The sequence below is a fragment of the Aeromonas sp. YN13HZO-058 genome, assembly GCF_001921245.1.
In the GTDB taxonomy this organism is placed as follows: domain Bacteria; phylum Pseudomonadota; class Gammaproteobacteria; order Enterobacterales; family Aeromonadaceae; genus Aeromonas; species Aeromonas allosaccharophila.
Map to the genome: position 1 here is coordinate 137,346 of NZ_MQSY01000033.1, position 22,888 is coordinate 160,233.

The 22,888-nt window shown below is 57.6% G+C and carries 19 protein-coding genes; 15 read left to right on the forward strand and 4 right to left on the reverse strand.

The window, feature by feature from the left end; translation table 11 throughout:
* The first annotated feature begins 91 nt into the window (after nt 1-91).
* The 13 genes from BSP75_RS07925 to BSP75_RS07985 all read left to right on the forward strand — a co-directional run bounded on the left by BSP75_RS07925 (nt 92) and on the right by BSP75_RS07985 (nt 16,084).
* On the forward strand, nt 92-739 hold the full coding sequence (locus BSP75_RS07925) for a LuxR C-terminal-related transcriptional regulator (protein WP_042063492.1): 648 nt from the start codon (nt 92-94) through the stop codon (nt 737-739).
* Nucleotides 739-1,182 (forward strand): curli production assembly/transport protein CsgE, encoded by a 444-nt coding sequence (locus BSP75_RS07930; protein ID WP_083617107.1) that lies wholly within the window; start codon nt 739-741, stop codon nt 1,180-1,182. The genes BSP75_RS07925 and BSP75_RS07930 overlap by 1 nt, the downstream gene beginning before the upstream one ends.
* 11 nt (nt 1,183-1,193) lie before the next feature.
* On the forward strand, nt 1,194-1,595 hold the full coding sequence (locus BSP75_RS07935) for a curli assembly protein CsgF (protein ID WP_042063493.1): 402 nt from the start codon (nt 1,194-1,196) through the stop codon (nt 1,593-1,595).
* A 7-nt stretch (nt 1,596-1,602) separates the two neighbouring features.
* Complete coding sequence (locus BSP75_RS07940) at nt 1,603-2,442, forward strand: CsgG/HfaB family protein (protein ID WP_075112823.1); 840 nt, start codon at nt 1,603-1,605, stop codon at nt 2,440-2,442.
* Between the two features lie 186 nt (nt 2,443-2,628).
* Complete coding sequence (locus BSP75_RS07945) at nt 2,629-3,150, forward strand: curlin (protein WP_075112824.1); 522 nt, start codon at nt 2,629-2,631, stop codon at nt 3,148-3,150.
* A gap of 34 nt (nt 3,151-3,184) precedes the next feature.
* A complete protein-coding gene (locus BSP75_RS07950) occupies nt 3,185-4,774 on the forward strand; it encodes a curlin (RefSeq protein ID WP_075112825.1) in 1,590 nt (529 codons plus the stop codon).
* 110 nt (nt 4,775-4,884) lie between these two features.
* Nucleotides 4,885-5,199, forward strand: coding sequence for a hypothetical protein (locus BSP75_RS07955; RefSeq protein WP_253186619.1), 315 nt, complete (start codon nt 4,885-4,887; stop codon nt 5,197-5,199).
* Between the two features lie 89 nt (nt 5,200-5,288).
* Nucleotides 5,289-8,117: an excinuclease ABC subunit UvrA gene (gene uvrA, locus BSP75_RS07960; protein WP_075112827.1), complete on the forward strand. Its 2,829-nt coding sequence runs from the start codon at nt 5,289-5,291 to the stop codon at nt 8,115-8,117.
* A gap of 122 nt (nt 8,118-8,239) precedes the next feature.
* Entirely contained in the window at nt 8,240-9,916 is a 1,677-nt protein-coding gene (locus tag BSP75_RS07965) for a diguanylate cyclase (protein ID WP_075112828.1), read from the forward strand.
* Nucleotides 9,917-10,374: 458 nt separating this feature from the next.
* Nucleotides 10,375-10,971 (forward strand): OmpW family outer membrane protein, encoded by a 597-nt coding sequence (locus BSP75_RS07970; RefSeq protein WP_058054129.1) that lies wholly within the window; start codon nt 10,375-10,377, stop codon nt 10,969-10,971.
* A 158-nt stretch (nt 10,972-11,129) separates the two neighbouring features.
* Entirely contained in the window at nt 11,130-12,467 is a 1,338-nt protein-coding gene (locus BSP75_RS07975; RefSeq protein ID WP_075112829.1) for an IS4 family transposase, read from the forward strand.
* Between the two features lie 171 nt (nt 12,468-12,638).
* Entirely contained in the window at nt 12,639-14,618 is a 1,980-nt protein-coding gene (locus BSP75_RS07980) for a methyl-accepting chemotaxis protein (RefSeq protein WP_075112830.1), read from the forward strand.
* Between the two features lie 8 nt (nt 14,619-14,626).
* Complete coding sequence (locus BSP75_RS07985) at nt 14,627-16,084, forward strand: ABC transporter substrate-binding protein (protein WP_075112831.1); 1,458 nt, start codon at nt 14,627-14,629, stop codon at nt 16,082-16,084.
* A gap of 76 nt (nt 16,085-16,160) precedes the next feature.
* Here the strand turns inward: BSP75_RS07985 and BSP75_RS07990 are convergent, their stop codons facing one another.
* Nucleotides 16,161-16,961, reverse strand: a complete 801-nt coding sequence (locus BSP75_RS07990; RefSeq protein WP_075112832.1) for a GNAT family N-acetyltransferase — start codon at nt 16,959-16,961, stop codon at nt 16,161-16,163.
* A 329-nt stretch (nt 16,962-17,290) separates the two neighbouring features.
* Here BSP75_RS07990 and metF point away from each other — a divergent pair, with 329 nt between their 5' ends.
* Complete coding sequence (gene metF, locus BSP75_RS07995; protein ID WP_033138589.1) at nt 17,291-18,181, forward strand: methylenetetrahydrofolate reductase; 891 nt, start codon at nt 17,291-17,293, stop codon at nt 18,179-18,181.
* A 69-nt stretch (nt 18,182-18,250) separates the two neighbouring features.
* On the opposite strand, the gene BSP75_RS08000 is transcribed toward metF, so the two are convergent.
* On the reverse strand, nt 18,251-19,315 hold the full coding sequence (locus tag BSP75_RS08000; protein WP_075112833.1) for a DUF3103 family protein: 1,065 nt from the start codon (nt 19,313-19,315) through the stop codon (nt 18,251-18,253).
* Nucleotides 19,316-19,451: 136 nt separating this feature from the next.
* Nucleotides 19,452-20,612, reverse strand: coding sequence for a benzoate/H(+) symporter BenE family transporter (locus BSP75_RS08005; protein WP_232100230.1), 1,161 nt, complete (start codon nt 20,610-20,612; stop codon nt 19,452-19,454).
* Between the two features lie 120 nt (nt 20,613-20,732).
* Here BSP75_RS08005 and BSP75_RS08010 point away from each other — a divergent pair, with 120 nt between their 5' ends.
* Nucleotides 20,733-21,302: an XRE family transcriptional regulator gene (locus tag BSP75_RS08010; protein WP_075112834.1), complete on the forward strand. Its 570-nt coding sequence runs from the start codon at nt 20,733-20,735 to the stop codon at nt 21,300-21,302.
* Between the two features lie 16 nt (nt 21,303-21,318).
* Here BSP75_RS08010 and BSP75_RS08015 read toward each other — a convergent pair whose 3' ends face one another.
* Nucleotides 21,319-22,515 carry an NnrS family protein gene (locus tag BSP75_RS08015; RefSeq protein ID WP_075112835.1) on the reverse strand — a complete coding sequence of 399 codons (1,197 nt, stop codon included), beginning with the start codon at nt 22,513-22,515 and terminating at the stop codon, nt 21,319-21,321.
* Between the last annotated feature and the right edge of the window lie 373 nt (nt 22,516-22,888).

Below are 22,888 nucleotides of genomic sequence, written 5' to 3' on the forward strand. Positions count from 1 at the left end.
CTCATACTTTTTTAATATTGTGCTCCCATACCTCCTTGGTAGACTCAGTCGGCCAGATTAGGTGGTTTACAGGTTCAAGGAAGAGCACACAATGAAAGCCGCATGCCCGATCGCACTGGTCACTGAAAATAATGTGCAGGCCAGCACATTTGCTGCATACCTCATCTCTCATTTGAGCCGTCCCGTCCAGCTAATCCACGAGATTAACCAGCTAGATAACCAGTGTGACGGCACGCTGTTTCTCATCGATCTCGACTATATCCGCTCCGGCCAGTCACTGGGCTGGAACCGGGCGATCTCCGAGCGTTTTGGCATGGCGACGACCGTGCTGCTCAATGCTCCCACTGCGACGGATCGCGACCTGTTGCTGATGTGGCCGCAGATCTGCGGTCTTTTTTTCCGTCAGGATCCGCTCGACCGGCTGGTTGCCGGGTTGCAGAAAATCCTGCTGGGCGAGTACTGGATGCCGCGCCACCTGTTGTGCGAGCTGGTCGAATACTATCGTCAGGGCAACAGCTACCTGCTGCGCAACGACACCCTGCTGACAGCCAGAGAGCAGGAGATCATCCGTTATCTGATGACGGGCGCCTCCAATGTCGAGATCGCTGACAGCCTGTTTGTCAGCGAGCATACCGTTAAATCCCACCTCTACAACGTCTTTAAAAAGCTGAATGTGAAGAACCGGATCCAGGCGGTGAGCTGGGCCAAAGAGTATCTCGATGTATCGGATTCCCACTGATGAAAGCGCTCTCTCTGGTGTGTTGCCTCGTGCTGTTCTGGGGCTGCACGACTGTTGTGGCGGCCGAGGCCGATGCACCGCTGGAGTCGGTGCAGCCGGAGCAGGAGAGTGACCGGCTGGATGTGGATGGTCTGGTACTGGATCGCACCTTTACCCGCTTCGGTCAGGGCTTTTATAACGAATTTACCCGGTTACGCAGTGATGAAGACCCGGATGCCAGAGAAAATCTGACGATTCATGAGCGCCCGACTGCCCGGTGGGGCAGCCTGATCTGGATCACCCATAACCGCAAGGTGATTTTTAAAACGGCGCTCTCTCCCGGCCGCAATCAGCAGGAGCAGAGCGCCAAACTGGCTTGGTCACAGGTCAGGCAGACCCTCGAACAGCAGAAGATCGCGACCCTGTTCATGGATACCTTCGATTTGGAACATGATGAACTATAAGGATATTTTTCATGCGCGCCCGGTTATGGCTAGTTGCAGCTCTGATAGCGCCAGCGCTCCATGCGTCGGAGCTTGTCTATCGCCCCGTCAACCCCAGCTTTGGGGGTAACCCTCTCAACAGCAGTCATCTGCTTGGCACCGCCAATGCGCAGAATGATTACAAGGATCCCGCCAGCGGTAGTGGTAGCAGCGGCACCTCGGCGCTGGATCGCCTGACCTCCAACCTGCAATCCCGCTTGATAAGCCAGCTGCTGGCCGATATCGGCAAGGATGGCAGCCAGAGCGGCAGTCTGGTGACCGATGATTTTGCCATCAATGTGGTGGATGAAGATGGCACCCTGGTGGTCTCGATCACCGACCGGGTGACTAACCAGACCACCATGATCGAAGTGAATGGCCTGATTGCCGACTGAGGGCGCGATGAAACGACAACTGTTATTAATAGTGGCGCAGCTTATGCTGGCCGGTTGTACGACCCATATCGGTTCTCCCGTTGCCGATGAGAAGGCGACCCTGATGCCGCGCTCCATCTCCTACAAGGAGCTGATCAGCCTGCCCAAGCCAAAAGGGAAAATTGTCGCAGCCGTCTATGATTTTCGCGATCAGACCGGTCAGTACCTGCCAGCACCGGCGTCCAACTTCTCCACTGCGGTCACCCAGGGCGGGGTGGCCATGCTGAGCACGGCCTTGTGGGATTCCCAATGGTTTGTACCGCTGGAGCGAGAGGGGCTGCAGAACCTGCTGACCGAGCGCAAGATTGTGCGGGCGGCCCAGAATAAACCCAATGTTCCCGGCAACAACGCCAATCAACTGCCCTCGCTGGTTGCCGCCAACATCTTGATCGAGGGGGGGATCGTCGCCTATGACAGCAATGTGCGAACCGGCGGGGCGGGGGCCAAGTATTTCGGCATCGGTGCCAGCGGGGAGTATCGGGTCGATCAGGTGACGGTCAATCTGCGTGCCGTTGATATCCGTTCCGGTAGGATCCTGAATAGTGTGACTACCTCCAAGACCGTACTGTCGCAACAGGTGCAGGCCGGGGTATTCCGCTTCGTCGAGTACAAGCGCCTGTTGGAGGCCGAGGCCGGTTTCAGCACCAATGAACCGGTACAGATGTGTGTTATGTCGGCTATCGAGTCCGGGGTGATCCGGCTGATTGCCAATGGCGTGCGGGACAATCTGTGGCAACTGGCCGACCAGCGGGATATCGATAACCCGATCCTGCAGGAGTACCTGCAAGATAACGCCCCGCTGCTTTGAGTTTTCCTGCTCTCGCAATGCCCTCCCTGGTGGAGGGCATTTTTTTGGTTTCCATCGAGTACGACTTAAGACTTTCTGCTCAGCTCCCGGGCGGCGCTTTTCATCCTCGAATCAGCGGAGTGCCTGATAGGCCACCTCTTGTCTGGCAGAGATACTGTGGGCGTTTTCCAACAAGGCGATGGCGCGATGAAACACCTGTTGAGTGCTCTCTTTTGTCTGCTGATGTCGGGCGCCCCGCAACTCGCCGCAGAGCCTGCCGTCTTCGATGAGCTGGCGATGGCAAGCGAGCTGGATTCCGGTCTGCAGAACGATGGGAATCAGGCGCAGTTGTGGCAACTCGGTAGCGAGCAGCAACTGCACCTCACCCAGCAAGGGGATCTGAATCAGGCGCGCCTGCTGCAACAGGGTTGGGCCAACGAGTTGGCGCTCTCCCAGGTGGGAGATGAGAACTGGGTCAATGGCGCGCAACTGGGTGAGGGCAATAGCGCCGAGCTCTATCAGGCGGGCATCAATAACCGGATTTGGCTGCTGCAACAAGGCAGCAGCAATGAAGCCTGGATCAGTCAGCAAGGGGCAGACAATCAGGCCCGGGCGATCCAGCTGGGTGATGGTAATCAGGCCAGCATCGAGCAAAACGGGTATGGATTGGCGGCAACCGTTATTCAGACGGGTGCCAATCAGCAAGTGAATGTCGTTCAAACCAACTGAGCCTAGGCTCAACCATTAGCACGAGAGGGAAATCATGTTTAAACGTACCATTATTGCCTCGGCAGTTCTTCTGGCGACCAGCACCGCTTGGGCGGCATCTACTGGCAATCAGGCCGAGGTGACTCAGGCTCAATTCTCCAGCGGCAACCTGGCTTACATCCAGCAGGTCGAGGAGAGCACGGCAAACAAGGCGGCGATTTATCAGCAGGGTAGCGATAACCTCGCCTCGACCGAGCAGCGCAATACCGGGGCCTCCAGTGCTGACATCAAGCAAGCCGGTCACCTGAACGAGGGGTCGGTATTGCAGCAGGGGGTGACCAATAAATCGACCGCGACCATTGATACCAACGGACAGCTGAACAACGCTTCGATTACCCAGCAGTACTACAACGGTGAGGCCACGGCCCGGGTGAGCCAGCTTGGTGATGGTAACGATGCCCGTATCAAGCAGGATGATGGTGACCGTGCCAATTCAGTGATTGAGCAGCAATCGAACGATAACAGCGCGCAGATCAATAACTACTGGTCTGATTATGCCAATGCGACCATTACCCAGTCAGGAGACGGTGGGCATATTGCGGATGTCGATCAACACGAATCGGATGGTGCCGTGGCCAGCGTGGCTCAAGAGGGGGGTAATAACACTGCCTTCGTCGCACAGCGCACAAACAACTTCGGTTACAGCGCAAACGAGGGCACTTCCGCGGTCGTCAAGCAAAGTGGCAGTGACAACACAGCCGATGTCACCCAGTTGGGGCTGGCCAACGTTGCAACGGTGGAGCAAAGCGGCACCGCTGGTAGCGTGACTTCCCTGCAGTCTGGTGCTACCGCCGGACAAGGAAACAACCTGCTGGCCAAGCAGGCTGGTTCCGGTGAAACCGCCTCACTGGCCCAGACCGGGAGTCGTAACCAGATCGATTCTGAGCAGAGAGGTTCAGAGGATCTGTTGACCATCACCCAGAATGGTAACGACAACATCGCCAAGGCCAAACAGAGCGGCACTGGTGAAACGGCGGTCGTGACCCAACTGGGTAATGGCAACCAGACCGACACCAACCAACAAGGCGTTGGCAACACTGCGCAGGTCACTCAGAATGGCAACAATAACCAGGCGGTGGTTGATCAGCTAGCCAGCAGCGTGGATGGGTCTGTCACTATCGATCAGCTGGGTAGCGACAACTATGCCAATGCAGTGCAACAAGCAGGCAGTGGCAATACCATCGATATTGACCAGAACGGGACTGGCAACCAGGTTGCCTCTGCCCGTGATGGTGAAGGCAAGGGCGCCTGGACCTGGGGCTCGAACAACGAGTTGACCGTGGCTCAGAAAGGCGCTGACAACTGGGCCTATGCCGATGCGTCTCACTCTGACTCCGTGGTGTCAGTGACTCAGGATGGGAAACTGAACAATGCCAAGGTTGAGTCTTATCTGGGTAGCGAAAACACGCTCACCGTGAGCCAGATCGGTGAAAAACACGTGGCCAATGTTTACGTCAATGGCGGCATCGGCGGTGGCAATAACGAGGTAGATGTTGCGCAAACTGACAGCCTCAACACTGCCAATGTGACTGTCTATGGCAGCAACAACGGTGCCTATGTCTATCAGGGTTCTGGTAGCAACTGATGAGTATCTGTGGATTCAGGGGCCTGCGGGCCCCTCTTTTATTGGTACTGCTCTGCGGGCTGATGCTGGTTCATCGCGTTGCATCACCAGCAAGCGCAATGGAAACCGGGATGGAACCAGACTCGTCGATCCGCTTGTCTCTCAATATGGTGCGGAACGAGCAAGGGTTATCACTTGCACCGACGCTGCTCAGCAAGCGCGACATGACGGTGAGCTTCAGGTGGCTGGTGCATAGCGAGGGGGCGGCCGGGAACACGACTCAGCGCCAGAGCCGCAAGCTGTCGCTGCTGGCTGGGGAGGGCATGGCGGCTGGCAAGATTGGGTTGGGTTTGCGCTGCCCCTATCGGGTCGAGGTCACTGCCCAGATATGGCAAAACGAGCAGCTGCTGGTGGAGAAAAAAGAGCAGATGGCGTGCGCCGGATGATGCGCATTTCATCTCATGACTGTCTATTCATCCAGTAGTCTCTATGCCATACTGACTCGCTCAGGTTTCTGTATCGAGCGTGCAACAAGATGGAAAAGATCGTGGTCCGGGGTGCTCGCACCCATAACCTCAAGAACATCAATCTGACCCTGCCCCGCGACAAGCTGATCGTGGTCACCGGCCTCTCCGGTTCGGGCAAATCCTCTCTGGCGTTCGATACCCTCTATGCCGAGGGGCAGCGCCGCTACGTGGAGTCCCTCTCCGCCTATGCCCGCCAGTTCCTCTCCCTGATGGAGAAGCCGGACGTCGACCATATCGAGGGACTCTCGCCCGCCATCTCCATCGAGCAGAAGTCCACGTCCCACAACCCGCGCTCGACCGTCGGCACCATCACCGAAATCTACGACTACCTGCGTCTGCTGTTTGCCCGGGTCGGTGAGCCTCGTTGCCCGACTCATGCCATCCCGCTCGCCGCCCAGACCATCAGCCAGATGGTGGATCAGGTGCTGGCCCAGCCACAGGGGAGCAAGCTTATGCTGCTGGCCCCGGTGGTGCGCGATCGCAAGGGGGAACACGCCAAGCTGCTGGAGAATCTGGCGGCGCAGGGCTATATCCGGGCCCGCATCGATGGCGAGGTGTGCGATCTCTCAGACCCGCCCGCGCTGGAGCTGCACAAGAAGCACACCATCGAGGTGGTGGTGGATCGCTTCAAGGTGCGTGACGACCTGGCGTTGCGGCTGGCCGAATCGTTCGAGACGGCTCTGACCCTCTCCGGTGGCATCGTGCAGGTCGTGCCGATGGATGGAGAGGAGGGGGCTGCCCCCATGACCTTCTCCGCCAACTTCGCCTGCCCGGAGTGCGGCTACTCCATGTCGGAGCTGGAGCCGCGCATCTTCTCCTTCAACAACCCGGCCGGTGCCTGCCCGACTTGTGACGGCCTCGGGGTGCAGCAATATTTCGATCCGGCCAAGGTGATCGGCGATCCTTCCATCAGCTTGGCCAACGGCGCCATCCGCGGCTGGGACAAGCGCAGCTTCTATTACTTCCAGATGCTGAAATCCCTCTCCGAGCACTACAAGTTTGATCTGGAAACTCCGTGGGAAGATCTGCCGCTTAAGACCCAGGAGGTGATCCTGCGTGGTTCCGACCGCACCGAGATCGAGTTCCGTTATATGAACGATCGCGGCGACGTGGTGGTGCGCAAGCACCCGTTTGAGGGGATCCTGCACAACATGGAGCGGCGCTATCGGGAAACCGAGTCCAACTCGGTGCGCGAAGAGCTCTCCAAATACATCGCCAACAAATCCTGTACCAGCTGCGGTGGCAGCCGACTGCGGGAAGAGGCGCGTCACGTCTTTGTCGACAACCGCAACCTTCCCGCCATCGCCGAGCAGTCTATCGGTGATGCGCTCGCCTTCTTCGAGGGGTTGAACCTGACCGGCCAGCGCGCCCAGATTGCCGAGAAGATCCTGAAAGAGATCGTCGAGCGACTTGGCTTCTTGGTGAACGTCGGCCTCAACTACCTGAGCCTGTCGCGCAGCGCCGAGACCCTTTCTGGTGGCGAGGCCCAGCGCATTCGACTGGCGAGCCAGATTGGTGCCGGTCTGGTAGGGGTCATGTATGTGCTCGATGAGCCCTCCATCGGCCTGCACCAGCGCGACAACGAGCGGCTGCTCAAGACTCTCACCCATCTGCGCGATCTGGGCAATACGGTGATCGTGGTGGAGCACGACGAGGATGCCATTCGCCTCGCCGACCATGTGCTCGATATCGGACCGGGCGCTGGTGTGCACGGTGGCGAAATTGTTGCACAGGGCACCCCCCAGCAGATCATCGACAATCCGGATTCGCTGACCGGTGACTACCTCTCTGGCCGCAAGCAGATCGCCATCCCGGCCGAGCGCACCCCGCTCACCGGCAAGTGGTTGAAACTCAAGGGTGCGAGCGGCAACAACCTGCGTAACGTCAACCTGGATCTGCCGATCGGGGTGATGACCTGCGTCACCGGCGTCTCCGGCTCCGGCAAGTCCACCCTGATCAACGACACCCTGTTCCGTATCGCTCACCGTGAACTGAACAAGGCGACCGAGTCTACGCCTGCGCCCTATCGCAGCGTCGAGGGGCTGGAGCATCTGGACAAGGTGGTGGACATCGATCAGAGCCCCATCGGCCGTACGCCGCGCTCCAACCCGGCTACCTATACCGGTCTGTTTACCCCGATCCGCGAACTGCTCTCCGGCACCCAGGAGGCGCGTTCGCGCGGTTACCAGCCGGGCCGTTTCTCCTTCAACGTCAAGGGCGGTCGCTGCGAGGCGTGTCAGGGGGATGGGGTTATCAAGGTGGAGATGCACTTCCTGCCGGATGTCTACGTGCCGTGTGATGTCTGCAAGGGCAAGCGCTATAACCGCGAGACCCTGGAGGTGAAATACAAGGGCAAGAACATCCACGAGATCCTCGACATGACGGTGGAAGATGCCCGCGAGTTCTTCGATCCTGTGCCGGCAGTGGCGCGCAAGTTGCAGACCCTGATGGATGTGGGCCTCTCTTACATTCGCCTTGGTCAGTCAGCGACCACTCTCTCTGGTGGCGAGGCGCAGCGGGTCAAGCTGGCGCGGGAGCTCTCCAAGCGGGATACCGGTCAGACCCTCTATATTCTGGACGAGCCGACCACCGGGTTGCACTTCCACGACATCCAGCAACTGCTCAAGGTACTGCACCAGTTGCGGGATCGCGGCAATACCATCGTCATCATCGAGCACAACCTGGACGTGGTGAAAACTGCCGACTGGATCGTCGATTTGGGGCCGGAGGGGGGCGCCGGTGGCGGCCGAATTCTGGTGACGGGGACGCCAGAGGAGATATGCGGCCATAAAGAGTCTCATACAGCACGTTTTTTGCGACCGCTATTGACCAGATAAACCGTTATAATCGGGGGGCCTTTGGCCCCTTTTTACTATGAAGTTCGGGAGCCTGCAGGTGCGGCTCGTGTGATGCGGGCAGGCTGGGTATCACGGCATCATGGTAATGGATATATCGGGTTATGGCTCAGGCTCCGCGCACGATTGATCATCAGTTGGCTTACTCCATGTTCCCCATCTGGCTGGGGGCTATCCTGCTGCTATTGTTCCTGCTGGCATGGGCCCAGATCCCGGCGGCCACCCGGATTGAAGAGCAGCGCATGAAGGATCACCTGCTGCGAGTTAGCCGGGTGGTGCAGTCCGATGTCGCTGCTCTGGATGCATTCAGTCGGGATTGGGGCATCTGGGATGATAGCCATCGCTTTATAGGCAACAGGAACAGGATGTACATCGAATCCAATCTGTTCAACGACATGCCAATGCGGGATTTCAGCCTCAACCTGATGAGCTTTATGGATCTCGGGGGGCACGAGATCTGGACTCGTACCCTGCTGCCCGATGCGCCCGGGATCAATCCTGATCAGTTTCCCTATTTCCTCGACGAGCTGAAAAAACAGCTCAAAGAGCAGTCTATGGCGCAGGGTGGGGCCAACCTGCATGGCATTCGAGCCTCCCAGTGGGGGCCACTGATGTACTCCTGGCAGCCGATCAGAAACAGTGACGGCTCTGCGCCGTTCAACGGTTTTTTGCTGGTGATGCGTTGGCTCGACACCGCTTATCTCGAGCAGGTATCGCAGCGAACCGAGCTGCCACTGGCGATTTCCCATACCAATCTGGATGTCACCGCCTCCTTCAAACCGTTGAAATCGCAAATGACCTATCGCCTGATTGACCTGGGGCTGGATCGGCTAAGAGGAGAGGTGCGGCTGCTCAACAGCGATAACCTGCCGGTGTTGACGCTGGTCATTGAGGAGGATCGCAAAGTATTGGGCAGTGTGCTGGAAGGGGCGCTCTGGACCTTCATCGGCATGCTGTTTATCAGTTTTATTTGCATCATGATCGCCATGTACCGACTCAACAGTATCGTGCTTACCCCGTTGCAACAGCTGGTTTCGGCGCTGCAGCGCTTTGGCGATCGGCCAGATGCCAATTTGATCCCGTTTATCGACAGCAGTGCCGAAATGGCGACCCTGAGTGGCAAGTTCAGGGAGATGGCCAGCAAGGTAAGCCAGCAACACGATGCGTTGCTGGAGCGATCCTGTCAGATGGAGATGGCGGCGTTCACCGATCCCTTGACCCGTTGCTTCAATCGCCGCTATCTGGATGGCTGGTTGCAGGCTAACGGAGCCAAGCCTTGTTTGCTGTTGCTGCTGGATCTGGATCATTTCAAGCGGATCAATGATCGATTTGGTCATGACATCGGGGATCTGGTGTTGAAGCAACTGGCAGAACTGCTGCGCAAGCTGGTGGTGAGTGAATCAGAACCGATTATCCGACTGGGGGGAGAGGAGTTTTTACTGTTGTTGCAAGTGGATAACGAACAGGAGTTGGCGCTGCGAGCCGAATACCTCAGGCAGCGTGTTGCCCAGCACCGCTTTGGTTTCGAAGACAGGCCGCTATGGTTGACGGTGTCGTTGGGATACTGTCGCTATCCGTTGCATCCTGAATGTCCGGATTCATTCTGGAGCCACAGTTTCAAGCTGGCTGATATGGCGCTCTATCAGGCCAAGCTGGGAGGGCGCAATCGGTGGTGCGGGTATGGCGGTTCCCCGTCTCCTGGCGATGTGATGGGCCGGACCCCGGAACAACTTGTCGAAGGGGCGGTTCTCACACAATACTCATCTGCAAGCCTTGATTAACCGTGTTTTACCAGGACCAGATAGGCCAGCGCGACAATAAAACCGAGCAGGATAAAGAGAAAGGAACCGATTCCCCACACGGCCGCGAGAAAGGCCCCCACCTTTTGCCATCTCGACTCATTCTTCATAAATAAACCATTACTTCCCAATAACTTGCGTGGCGCAAAAATACGCTGTTTTGCTCATCTTAACAACAATTAATCGCTGTCCTACACGGCTGTAAGGTGTCACTGGCATGCGCCTTTTGGCGTTGGGTGCGGGCGGCGCAGGTATCCAGGAATGGGCATGGCGGCGTGTTATCTGGGGTGAGCGACAAGATTGGGATGGTGCGCAAAGATGTCACAGCAATCGATTTATTTCTGTGCAACTTTTGCTTCAGGTCAATAACTTTGCATTTACAAGGGCATATAGTCAGCGGGCTTACAGCATCAAATGAAAACAAAAAAAGGGATTACGTGATGAAAAAATTACTTCCTCTGATGATTGCCGCTGCAGTGACCTCTCCCTTCGCCATGGCCCACCAGGCTGGCGATATTCTGGTTCGTGGTGGTTTGGCATTTGTATCGCCGCAGGAAAGCAGCACGCCTGTAGAGCTGGAAATTAATGACAACATGCAATTGGGATTGACTCTCTCTTACATGATTACTGATAACTGGGGTGTTGAGTTGCTGGCTGCAACGCCCTTCTCTCATTCGGTCAAACTGGGTGGCTCTGAAGTTGCCAAGATCAAGCATCTGCCGCCGACTCTGATGGGTCAGTACTATTTTGGCGATGCTCAGAGCAAGGTTCGCCCGTATGTCGGTATTGGCGTGAATTACACCACCTTCTTTGATGAAGAGGGCCGTGGTGCATTGTCCGGGACCGATGTCAAAGTCGATGACTCCTGGGGTGTTGCCGGACAAGTTGGTATCGATATGGCGATCACCGATCGCTGGTTTGTGAATGGCTCGGCCTGGATCATGGATATCGATACCGATGTGCATACTGCGATTGGCACCATTAATACCAAGGTCGACCCGATGGCCTTTATGGTAGGTGTCGGCTACCGCTTCTAATGAATTGATTCTGACCGCTGCCCTGAAAGGTCGCGGAAGATAGCAAAGTACGTCTCTTTCAGCCCGGCTTGTGCCGCAATGCTGATCAGTTAAGGATCCATTGACCGATCCTTCTGCTGTAGGACAATCCGGAACCAATCACTGGTTCCGGATTTTTTATGTCTATTGCAAACGACCTGAACGACGTTATTGAGACATCTGGCGACATGCTGGCTCGGCTGGCCATTTTTGCCGACCATATTCCCGACGAATGGCTCCGTGCCGCTGCCGCCTTGTCTGAAAAAGCCACTATTCGCCGCCGCCGCTTACCTTCTGATATGGTTTTGTGGCTCGTCGTGGGGATGGCCTTTTTCCGCAATGAGCCCATCTCCGAGGTCGCTCGGCGCCTCAACATCTGTGCAGAAGGGTTGGCCAATGATGCCTTGCTCGCGGACAGTGCCCTGTCTCAAGCCCGTCAGCGACTCGGCAAACAGCCACTCGAGTGGCTGTTCAAGCAGTGTGCCGATGTGTGGGGGCGGGAACGTTATCCTCAAGACCAGTGGCACGGTTTACAGGTCTTCGCCATCGATGGTGCCCTGTTCCGAACCCAGGATATGCCTGAACTCAGGGCGCATTTCGGCTCGGGTAACACCTCAACCAACCGGCAGACACCCTACCCGATGCTGCGGCTGGTCACGCTGATGAATGTCCGCTCGCATGTCATTGCCAACGCGGCCATCAGCCCGTACCGCAAAGGGGAAATTCCCCTGGCCAGCGAGTTCATTCACTCATTGCCGGACAATTCGGTGACCCTGCTGGATAAAGGTTTCTTCGGTGCCGACCTGTTGCTGCGTATTCAGGCCGAAGACACCGACCGTCACTGGCTCATCCCGGAACGCAAGGGGCTGGTATACACGGAACTGGAGCGCTATGGCGACGGTGACCGTCTGTTGCAAATGACGGTCTCGCCTCAGGCTCACAAGAAAAACCCGGCGTTGCCGACGCACTGGCAAGTTCGCGCAATGACCTATGAGGTGGCAGGCAAGGAGAAAACGGTCTTTACCTCCCTACCCGTAACCCGATTTAGCGCAGCGCAGGTGGCGACCCTGTACTACGAGCGCTGGGAAATCGAGCTGGGATACCGGGATATCAAAAGCGCGATGCAGCACAACGCCATCACACTGAGAAGCAAGAAAGTGGACTTGGTCTATCAGGAGCTGTGGGGATTGCTGCTTGGATACAATCTGGTCAGGCGGGAGGCGAGCCAGGCCGCCGTAGCCCATCAGCGAGCGCCTAATGAGGTGAGCTTCAAATTTGCCTGTCAGTTCATAGCGAACCAGATGGCAGTGATGGCGGGCGCGTTATCGCCAGCCCATACCCCACGGAGGTTGGCGGAGTTGCGGGGCTGCATAGGCGTCATGTTTATAGAAAAACGCCCCAGGCCATCGAGACCCAGGGCGGTGAAGATATCAAAGACCCGTTTTCCGGTAGATCGCAATGCGGCTCCGCTTAAGTGAACAGCATTGCGGCTTGTGCCGGGCTTTTTTTATTTGACTGAAGTGGTCCGGACTGTGATCCAACCCGATACAAATCAATTAAATACCCACAGCTTTATTTCAGTTATTCGCTACCCCTGCCGATAGTGACTATGTTCACTTTACCTTCCCCCAATGAGTGAGGATGTCTCCATGGGTTTATCTATCGTGCAGCGGATCATCGCCGGATTTGTGTTGATGCTGCTGTTGCTGATCCTGCTTGGCGTGATCAGTACCTTTAAAATCAAGGGTATAAATGACGGCCTCTCCGCCGTATCTGACCGGGCAACCCCGCTGGTGGTGGCTGTCGCAGGTCTCAAGGGGGCGCTGCAGGATAGCAACCGCTGGGTGCTGGTCTACCGCACCAGTGAAGATGCCGCCCAGTTGCCGCAGCTGGCCAATCAGTTCAAGGAGCAGCAGAACCGCTTCGCTCAGCTGAGTCAGGAGATGGGGAAATTTACCGACGTGGCGGATGCCCGCGCCCGCTTCCAGCAGGTCGAGAGTGCTACCTCCCAATTTTATGGCTTGGCGGATCAGGTGTTGGCCCAGCATCGGCAGTGGGTCAGTGCACTGGATCAGCGCCACAAGCTGGAGATGGAATTTATCCGGCTTGAGGATACCTACCAGTGGGCGGCGGATCTGCTGTTGCAACAGACCGCCAGCAAGCGCTCCATGCGCAACAAGGCGGAACTCATTACCTCAGGTATCGCCCGCGATCTGAAGAATATCCGCCGTGCCGATGCCAAAACCGATTTGAACGAGCTGGAAAAGGTGTTGAGCAAGGATATCGAGATGGCGCGCAAGCGTCTGGAGCGAGTGACGGTGCCGGATGATGTGAAAGCGCGCTTTGTCTCCAATCTCGACCGGATGCAGGAGTTGGCGCTTGGCGCTCAGGGCTTGCTGGCAACCATGCGTCAGGCCCAGCAACTGGAGCTGTCGCTGGCTAATCAGAATCAGCAGCTGGATGCCAGTCTGGTCAACAGCCTCAATTTGCTCGATGAGATGGGCAAGTCTGCCGGTGCCATCGCCAGCGATAGCCGGATCAATGCCGATGCGGCGGTCAGTAGCGCCAGCTTCTGGATCCTGGTGGTTGCCGCGATGTCGGCCGCTGCGGCGCTGGTGATCGGCTATACCACTGCGCGCAGTATTCAGCGTCCGTTGCAGATGATCAACAAGGAGCTCGATTACATGGCGGCCGGTGACATGACCCGCCGCATCAACTATCGCAGCAGTTGCGAATTTGGCACGCTCTCCCGCTCCATCGATACGCTGGCAGGCAAGACCGGCGAGCTGCTCTCCCAAATCAATGCGGGCTCACGTCATCTGGTGGATGAGGCGAGCCGCGCCGCCGAGATCAGCGAACGGGCCATGTCCCGGGTACAGGAGCAGAAGAGCCAGACCGATCAGGTGGCCGCCGCCATTACCGAGCTGGAAGTGAGCGCGACCGAGGTGGCCCGCTCTACCGATGGCACCAAACGGGAGGTGGATCTGGCCGATGAAGAGGCGCGCAGTGGTCGCCAGAAAGTGGCCACCACTCGCAGGCTTACCGAGCAGTTGGCTGGCGCCATGGAAGAGGCGGTCGGGATCACCTACAAGCTGGGGGAATTCAGTAACAACATTGGCAGCATTCTCGATGTGATCCGCAGCATCGCCGAGCAGACCAACCTGCTGGCCCTGAACGCCGCCATCGAAGCGGCTCGTGCTGGCGATGCCGGTCGCGGTTTTGCGGTGGTAGCCGATGAGGTGCGGGCACTGGCCAATCGCACCCAGACCTCGACCGAAGAGATCCAGGGGATGATTGAGAACCTGCAGAGCTCCAGCAAGCATGTGGTTGAAGTGATGGGGCGCAGTCAGGAACAGACCCAGAGCTGTGTCGAGCAGACTCGCGAGATGGATGTGGCGCTGCAATCCATTGCCGATCGGATGGGGGCCATCAAGTCGATGGCCGATCAGGTGGCCCATGCCGCTCAGGAGCAGATCTCCGTCAGTCAGGGGGTTGCTCGTCATATTGCCGGTATTGCCGATGTGGCATACGAGACAGAGCGGGAGGCGCGCGAATCCGCCAGCAGCAGCGAAGTGCTGGCCGACCTGGTCGCCAAACAGCAGCAATTGATCGCTCATTTCAAGGTCTAGGAGGGCTTATGTCTAAAAAGTGGATTGGAGCCCTGAGTCTCCTGTTGTGTGGCCAGCTGATGGCCAGTGAGCTGGTGATCGAGAGCTGGCGAACCGATGACAAGGTGCTGTGGGAGCAGAAGATCATTCCGGCGTTTGAGGCGGCGCATCCCGGCATCAAGGTGAGTTTTCATCCGGTGCAGAACGTCAATTACATGCCCACTCTGTGGGAGAGTCTGAAAGGGGGCAAGGCGGGGGATCTGATCACCTGTCGTCCGTTTGATGATTCGCTCGCCCTGTTCAAGGCGGGCCATCTGGCCGAGCTGACCGAAATGGCGGGGATGGAGAACTTCCCGAGCTTTGCCCAGTCACCCTGGCAGACCGACTCCGGTGCCCAGACCTTCTGCGTGCCGATGGCCTCGGTAATCCATGGCTTCTTCTATAACAAGAAGATCTTCAGTGAGTTGGGGCTGACATTGCCGCAAACCCGCGATCAGTTCTTTGCGGTGCTGGACAAGATCAAGGCCGATGGTCGCTATGTGCCGCTGGCCATGAGCGGTTCCGAGAGCTGGGTTGCCTCCGAGCTGGGGTTCCAGAATATTGGCCCTAACTACTGGAAGGGGGAGGATGGCCGTCTGGCGCTGATTGGCGGGCAGGAACGGTTGGACAACCCGCAATATGTGAAGGTGTTCGACGAACTGGCCCGCTGGCGATCCTACCTTGGTGAGGGGGGCGAGAGCCGCGATTATGCGACCAGCAACGAGTTGTTCACCTCGGGCAAGGCTGCCTTCTACGTGGCGGGCTCTTGGGAGATTGCCCCCTTCACTGGCAAGGTCGATTTTGGCGTCATGCGTCCGCCCGTGGCCAAACAGGGGGATGGCTGTTTCTTTACCGACCACACCGATATCGGTATGGGGATGAATCCGGCCAGCAAGAACAAAGAGGGGGCGATGGCCTTCTTGCAGTGGCTGACGACGCCGCAATTTGCCGAACTCTATACCAACTCGCTGCCAGGATTCTTCTCCCTCTCCAACCACTTCTTCGATGTCACCAATCCGGCGGCCAAAGAGATGATGGAGTGGCGCGATCAGTGTGACTCGACCATTCGGGTGGCGACCCAGATCCTCTCTCGTGGTACGCCCAAGTTGGGGGATGAACTGGCCGAGGTGAGTCAGGCGGTGCTGCTTGGCAAGATGGAGCCCAAGGCGGCCGCGGATCGACTGGAAGGGGGCTTGAAGGGCTGGTATGCCCCTCATCAGGGCAATAAGGCCAAGAGTGCGGATTGTCAGTGTGATGCCGTCACTCCTGCGCCGGTTTCAGCACCGGCTGCTGTGTCCGCTGCACCCGCGACCAGTGACACGCCGGCCGTGGTGACACCCGCTGTGACTCCCGCAGAACCTGCATCAGCTGCGACGGCGCCAGTCCCCGCTCCTGCGGCTGATGTGGAGCAGGCGCTCTCCAACGAGCTGGAAGCACCGCAGCAATAACTCATCAGCATAAATAACAAGCGGGAGGCATCAGCCTCCCGTTTTTATTGATGGCTCGCGGCCAGAGCGAATCGCTTTATGGTGTGTCGTGGGGCCAACGGCAGAGGCTGCCGATGCGGGCTACCGGGGCGAACCCCAGAGAGCGGTAAATGCGCTGGGCATGGTAGTGCTCGTCGGCCACGATGATCAGCTGTTTGGCGCGGGACAATCCTGCGCGAGCCACTTGACTCAGCAGCTGGCGGCATAACCCCTGGTTGCGCCACGCCTGGTGAGTGCGTACCAACTGGAAGCGCCCAAGAGTGCCGCAGAAGAAGAGGCCACAACTGGCGACCAGTTGCCCCTCTTGCCAGATCCCCCACCAATCCCCGAGCCCATCGGCAATCATGGCCTGATAGAGCGCCCGGCGGGATTGCAGATAGGGGAGATAACTCTCTGCCGTGTGCCCCTCATCCCGCTCATTGAGTTCGAAGTCGAGCCACTCTTGCCAATTAGCATTTGTGAAGGTGCGTGCCTGAACCTTGTCCATGTCACCGTGAGGAGGTGGGCAGATCTGCTTATCCAGCGCCAGCACCACGCACTCCATATATTGGTATCCCGTTGCGACAAAACCGGCGATCCGGCTGTTTTGCCCGACCGCCAGTGGCCACTGGAAGGTGCGGTGGCGGACTCTGTGGTCGTGACCGATCAGTTGATCAAAGGCGGCTTCCAGCCAGCCTTTATCATGGTCGCTGGGCGGGGTGGTGAGCAGCAGGTAGTTGCCAAAGTAGTAGTCGGGAGCATCCGGTGTGCGAACCGCCCAGAACTGCTCATGCTGAGTGACCTCGCCTTGGTAGCGATCAAACAGCAAGTCGGTGGCAAAGCCGGGGTGGGTATCCATGATGGTGCTCCTGCAAAGACTCATTCTGTTATCGGCAGGAGGGGGAAATAGATGAAAAGGGGCCGGAGAATCCTCCGGCCAAACAATCACACGCAGATTCAGAACGTCCAGGACGATCTGGCCCCATCATAACTCGACTGGGGCGATTTTGGGATGGGCACTTTTCGGTTACGTACCGTTAATTTTGTAAATATGACGTTCGTCAGATCGGATGTGAGGTAAATCCCTGTTGACTTTGTATCGTTTTACTCATAAATATAAAGACGTTTAGACGTCCAAACATCCGTTTTGACGTAAGAAGATGGATTGCAGGACAGGGAGAAGAGCAGATGGGATTTCACAGTGCACGTCAGGTTGAGGCGCTCAACCAGAGCTTGGCAGATTTGAATGGCGATATATCGGTCAGTTTCGAGTTTTTTCCGCCCAACAGTGAAGGGATGGAGAATACTCTCTGGCAGTCCATCGAACGGCTGAAAGTGCTGGAACCCAAGTTCGTCTCCGTCACCTATGGCGCCAACTCAGGCACCCGTGATCGCACCCACAAGGTGATCAAGGACATCAAGGAGCGGACCGGCCTGATTGCGGCGCCGCACCTGACCTGTATCGATGCCAGCCGCGACGAGCTGCGCACCATCGCCCGCGACTACTGGAACAGCGGTATTCGTCATATCGTGGCTCTGCGCGGTGACTTGCCGCAGGGGTTGGACAAGCCGGATATGTATGCCACCGATCTGGTTGCCCTGCTCAAGTCAGAGGCTGATTTCGATATCTCGGTTGCCGCCTATCCGGAAGGCCACCCGGAGGCCAAGAGTGCGCAATCCGATCTGCTCAACCTCAAGCGCAAGATCGATGCCGGTGCCAACCGCGCCATCACCCAGTTCTTCTTCGATGTGGAGACTTACTTGCGCTTTCGGGATCGCTGCGCCGCCATCGGTATCGATGCCGAAATCGTGCCGGGGATACTGCCGGTCTCCAACTACCAGACGCTGGCCAAGTTTGCCGGTTTCACCAACGTGAAGATCCCGCGCTGGATGCATCAACGTTTCGAGGGACTGGATAACGATCAGATGACCCGCAATCTGGTGGGGGCGAGCATCGCCATTGATCAGGTGCGCGTGCTGAGTCAGGAGGGGGTGAAAGATTTCCACTTCTACACCCTGAACCGCTCCGAGCTGACCTATGCCATCTGTCATACCCTGGGGGTTCGTCCCAAGGGCTGACCTGTGGTCAGCGCGATAAAAGCAAAAAGCCAATGAGTTGCTCATTGGCTTTTTCGTTATGGCCGTGGTTTAAGGCCGGGTTACCGGGATCTCTTTCGGTTCAAGATCGATAACCGCATTACCGGCCGCCCCCGGATACTGGTGATAGACCTGATCCTGCTCCAGGGTGTAGAAGGTATCCAGATAGTCATCGTTGTTGGTCATCCAGGAGTCGGGCAGCGCCTTGACGATGCGACCACCAAGATCGAGGAAGGGCAGCGCTTCCGGTACTCCACCCGCGGTAAAGCCGAGTTTGAGGGCTTCAATCAGCAGGGCGCTCAGCTCCTTGTAGTTGACGTTGTCATCCTGCTCCATCATCACCACATCGACGGCACCCCAGCGATAGCGATCCCAGTAAACCAGGATCTGGTTGGGGGTGTAATCGGTGTTGTCATAGTCGAGGTAGGGCATGTCGACAATATCGACCACTGGCTCATCCCGGCTGGGATTGACCCCTGCGACCACCGCATACACTTCGGCCGCGCCGAGCAGCCAGGGCTCCTGATCATCCTTCAGTCTGATCTTTTTCAGGACACTGGTCTTGAGCGGCGCCGTGTTGGTCGCCGCTCGCGGGGCGCTTTGCAGATCTGCATCGGCCAGCGCCTTGCGCATCACCTTCAAGCCTGCGTTCTTGGCTTTGACAGGATCGGCTTCGACCACCAGCACCGGCCGGGCCGGTGCCTTGTCCACATCCAGATAGACAGGATTGCCGGCGCTGTCGAACGCCTCGATCGCGCTCCAGCTCTTCTCATCCCCGCTCGGAACATAGGCGACCAGCGGTTCGACGCCCTGTTGCAGTGCGGCGGCCTGATCGGTGTTGGCCAGCCGCAACTGCATCAGTTGCTTGACCTCGCCATCCAGTCCTTGTCGACTGATGGCCGCCTGGTTGGCATCGGTCGCCTGCCGTTTAAGGCGCGGGCTGGCTTTTTGCAGCAGGTTGGGAAGCGGGCTCTGGTATTGCTGATTGCTCAGCAGGGGCAGCAGGTTTTTCTGCTGAAGTGCGAGCTGGCGAGCCAGCTCTCTGTCCGTGTCGGCTGCGTGTGCCGTGCTGACGCCCAGAAGCGCCAGCAACATGATGAAAGCCTGATGTTTCATTATTATTCTCCGTTGCATGAACCTGACAGGGCACCATGTCCGGGAAGAGTGGTGCCCTGACACCAATAGAGGGTAATTAGTTTCATCTGTGAACTAATTTTTCCGGATCTTGCGCAGGTCATCACGGTTTGATGTCTCATTGATTTTCTTGTCGATATAAATGAAGCCAGTGCAAGGCAAGTCCGATGAGCAGACCCCAACAGGCTGCCGCGATGCCGAGCAGGCTGATCCCGGACGCAGTAATGATAAAGGTGAGCAGCGCAGCTTCTCGCGCTTCATCCTGTTGCAAGGCCGAGTGCAGGCTACTGCCGATGGTGCCTAGCAGGGCCAATCCGGCGATGCAGGTGACAAGGGCTGTCGGGAAGGCGCTAAACAGGGCGGCGACGGTTGCACCGAAACAGCCGGTCACAAGATAAAAGCAACCCGCCCAGACAGCAGCAGGCCAGCGGCGCTTGGTATCCGGGTCGACCTCTTTGCCCATGCAGATGGCGGCGGTGATGGCGGCCAGATTGAAGGCATAGCCACCAAAAGGGGCTAGCAACAGGCCGGTCAGGCCGGTCCAGCTGATTAGCGAGGAGGTGGCAGGCTGATAGCCATGGGCTCGCAAGATGGCTATCCCCGGCATGTTTTGCGATGTCATGGTGACAATGAACAGCGGCAGCGCGATGCCAAACAGGGCATCAAGGGAGAAGGTTGGCCAGGTCCAGACCGGGCTGGCGAGTTGCCAGTGCAGAGTTGTCAGCTGCAACTCCCCCCGCACGCTGCAGATCAGCATCCCCACTCCCAGCACCAGTACCATGGTATAGCGGGGCCAGAGATGACGCCCCACTAGGAAGGTAAGCAGCAGGGTGCCAAGCAGCAAGGGATCTTGCGGGGCGACCTTGAACAGATCCAGTCCGAATCTGAGCAGCACCCCAGCGAGCATGGCGGCGGCCAATGGCGCCGGGATATGTCTCATCAAACGGTCGAACCAGCCGCTGATGCCACACAGGGTGATCAGCAGGGAAGAGATAACGAAGGCGCCGATGGCTTCCGCCAGAGTGAAGTTGCCCAGTGTGGTGATCAGCAGGGCCGCGCCCGGGGTGGACCAGGCGGTCAGTACGGGCATGCGGTAATAGAGAGAGAGGCTGATGCAGCTCACCCCCATGCCGATCCCCAGCGTCCAGAGCCAGGAGGCGACTTGGGCAGTATCAGCACCCGCTGCCGTGGCGGCCTGGATGATCAGGATGACGGAGCTGGTGTAGCCGACCATCACGGCGATAAAGCCTGCGACCAGATGGGGAAGGGCGAAGGGCATGGGGGTTTCCTCTTGGCGTTGTGACGTGCTGTGCGTTATTGCGTACAATACAGCTTTGACTATATCGCCGTGCGCTATAGCGTACAAGGCGCATTGTGTAAGAGTAATAAAGAGGCAGTTATGCAAGAGATGAGTCAGCATCTGGCTGCTCGACTGAAGGAGCTGCGCAGCGAGCGAGGCTGGAGCCTGGATGCCGCCGCGCGCGAAACGGGTGTCAGCAAGGCTATGCTGGGGCAGATTGAGCGGGGGGAGTCCAGCCCGACGGTGGCGACCCTGTGGAAGATTGCGACCGGTTTTCGAGTCTCATTTTCCAGTTTCATCGAGCCCACACCCGCCGCGCAGGAAGAGGTGCTTTATCGCACCGCCGATGCCATTCGCCAGCAGCCAGCGGGAGAGGGCATGCAAGTGGCGCCGCTCTTCCCTTATGAAAACCGGTTTGGCTTCGAATTGCTTGAGCTGACCCTGTTGCCGGGTTACCAGCGTGAATCCGAGCCCCATGAGCCGGGAGTGACCGAACATGTCATCGTCATCAGCGGCATGATGGAGGTGCTGGTGGAAGGGGAGTGGCGCTCACTGGAGCAAGGGGAGGCGGTGCGTTTTGCTGCCGACCGTCCCCACGGTTATCGCAATCTGGGCATAGCTCCGGCGATTTTCCACAACCTGATCCACTATCCGGTGGCAACACCCTGAACATGTTCCGCAGTCATCAACCCGGTCGACCATCTGCTCTGGGGCTAGCCAGTATCGGGGTATAGACCCAGACAAACAGACCATAGGCAGCGATCCAGGCAAGCGTGCTGAGGTTCCAGCCATGCAGGGTATAAGCAGGCCAGAACAGCGGAATCGCCACCCGCATTGTAGCGGCAGCGATAACCAGGGCGAATGCGCCAGTGATCCTGCGTCCTACCTGCAAGGCCCGACCGCTATGGCCGAGGGAGACTCGCGCAATCATGCCCAGGATCATGGTGCCCATACAGCCTGCGCTGAGCAGATGGCTGGCCATTGACAGCGTGATGGGCAGACCCGCGCTATGTGCCGCAAGAGCGAGCAGGCCAAGTGGGATAAACAGATAGGCGAGATGGAGTGACCAAAGCAGTGGATGCGCAATGGTCGATGGCAGATGCCAACGCAGTTGTCGCCACAGATGCAAACTCGCCACCACTATATAGAGAGGCACTATATATATGCAGGTGACCCATTGGGTGGGGAGCAGCAGCCAGCACAACAAGATAAGCCACAGTGTTGCGAGCGCCGCCCGTTCCAGCCAGAGCTGAGGTGCAGCTTTCTCCTGACCGGTTGCTCGGGCGGTGAAGAACGGAATCACCCTTCCACCCATCACGGCGATCAGGGTGGTAAACAACAGCACAGTCGTGATCAGCAGATGCTCAACGGTGTTCCACTCTTCATGCCATAACCAGCTGGCGCCATTGAGCAGGGTCAGTATCAGCAACAGGGGCACGAAGAAGAGGTTGCGCCATTGCCGGGTTATCAAGATCGGCTTGGCAAGGAACCAGGCGCAAAGCGGCAACCAGAGCAGGTCTGCCGCCATCAGGAGCGTATTCTCCTCACCCAGCCAGGGTAACAACGTCCTTGGCAACATCCACAACCCCACCACCAACACCAATGGCCAACTCCGAACACTGGGATGGGCCGTCCAGTTTTGCACCGCGGTGAGCAGAAAACCCGCGACGATAGCAGCCCCGAAACCAAACAGCATCTCATGACCATGCCACCAGATCGGGTTGGCAATCCCGGGCAAGGTTAGCCAATCGTTGAGCTGCCCCAGCCAGAGCAGCATGGCGACGGCAGCAAACAGAGCTCCGAACAAGAAGAAGGGTCGGAACCCCAAGCGGAACAGCGGGACGATTTGCTCTTCCTTATGGCTATCGAGGATTTGATGCATGAGGGCATTCCAATTGGACATTTGAGATGGCAATTATAAATTGGCTTTTCAAATGTTCAATTTAAATCCGGCAATAGTCAGGATTGATGCCATTTCGAACAAAAAAAGAGGTGATTGCTTGATATCTGAGCGAACGAACTTTTTTGCTGAAAAAGCCCTTGTCATCGCGGCGCGGCTCCCTATAATGCGCCCCTACCAGCACGGCGGAACACGCCGAACTGATGAGCCAGCTTCCTAGCGAAGTGGGCGCCGAAAGAAAAGCGAAAATAATCGCTTGACTTTCGAAGTGAGGAGCGTAATATGCGCCTCCTCAACGCGACAAGCGTGACGCTCTTTAACAATTTGAATCAAGCAATCTGTGTGGGCACTCACA

Bases quoted from the DNA above. Each gene is read 5' to 3' on its own strand.
- uvrA (WP_075112827.1), top strand. From the start codon at position 5,289: ATGGAAAAGATCGTGGTCCGGGGTGCTCGCACCCATAACCTCAAGAAC.
- BSP75_RS07925 (WP_042063492.1), top strand. From the start codon at position 92: ATGAAAGCCGCATGCCCGATCGCACTGGTCACTGAAAATAATGTGCAG.
- BSP75_RS07950 (WP_075112825.1), top strand. From the start codon at position 3,185: ATGTTTAAACGTACCATTATTGCCTCGGCAGTTCTTCTGGCGACCAGC.
- BSP75_RS07990 (WP_075112832.1), bottom strand. From the start codon at position 16,961: ATGGATACCCACCCCGGCTTTGCCACCGACTTGCTGTTTGATCGCTAC.
- BSP75_RS08000 (WP_075112833.1), bottom strand. From the start codon at position 19,315: ATGAAACATCAGGCTTTCATCATGTTGCTGGCGCTTCTGGGCGTCAGC.
- BSP75_RS07985 (WP_075112831.1), top strand. From the start codon at position 14,627: ATGTCTAAAAAGTGGATTGGAGCCCTGAGTCTCCTGTTGTGTGGCCAG.
- BSP75_RS07975 (WP_075112829.1), top strand. From the start codon at position 11,130: ATGTCTATTGCAAACGACCTGAACGACGTTATTGAGACATCTGGCGAC.
- BSP75_RS07955 (WP_253186619.1), top strand. From the start codon at position 4,885: ATGGAACCAGACTCGTCGATCCGCTTGTCTCTCAATATGGTGCGGAAC.
- BSP75_RS08015 (WP_075112835.1), bottom strand. From the start codon at position 22,515: ATGCATCAAATCCTCGATAGCCATAAGGAAGAGCAAATCGTCCCGCTG.
- BSP75_RS07935 (WP_042063493.1), top strand. From the start codon at position 1,194: ATGCGCGCCCGGTTATGGCTAGTTGCAGCTCTGATAGCGCCAGCGCTC.
- BSP75_RS08010 (WP_075112834.1), top strand. From the start codon at position 20,733: ATGCAAGAGATGAGTCAGCATCTGGCTGCTCGACTGAAGGAGCTGCGC.
- metF (WP_033138589.1), top strand. From the start codon at position 17,291: ATGGGATTTCACAGTGCACGTCAGGTTGAGGCGCTCAACCAGAGCTTG.
- BSP75_RS07930 (WP_083617107.1), top strand. From the start codon at position 739: ATGAAAGCGCTCTCTCTGGTGTGTTGCCTCGTGCTGTTCTGGGGCTGC.
- BSP75_RS07945 (WP_075112824.1), top strand. From the start codon at position 2,629: ATGAAACACCTGTTGAGTGCTCTCTTTTGTCTGCTGATGTCGGGCGCC.
- BSP75_RS07940 (WP_075112823.1), top strand. From the start codon at position 1,603: ATGAAACGACAACTGTTATTAATAGTGGCGCAGCTTATGCTGGCCGGT.
- BSP75_RS07970 (WP_058054129.1), top strand. From the start codon at position 10,375: ATGAAAAAATTACTTCCTCTGATGATTGCCGCTGCAGTGACCTCTCCC.
- BSP75_RS07965 (WP_075112828.1), top strand. From the start codon at position 8,240: ATGGCTCAGGCTCCGCGCACGATTGATCATCAGTTGGCTTACTCCATG.
- BSP75_RS08005 (WP_232100230.1), bottom strand. From the start codon at position 20,612: ATGCCCTTCGCCCTTCCCCATCTGGTCGCAGGCTTTATCGCCGTGATG.
- BSP75_RS07980 (WP_075112830.1), top strand. From the start codon at position 12,639: ATGGGTTTATCTATCGTGCAGCGGATCATCGCCGGATTTGTGTTGATG.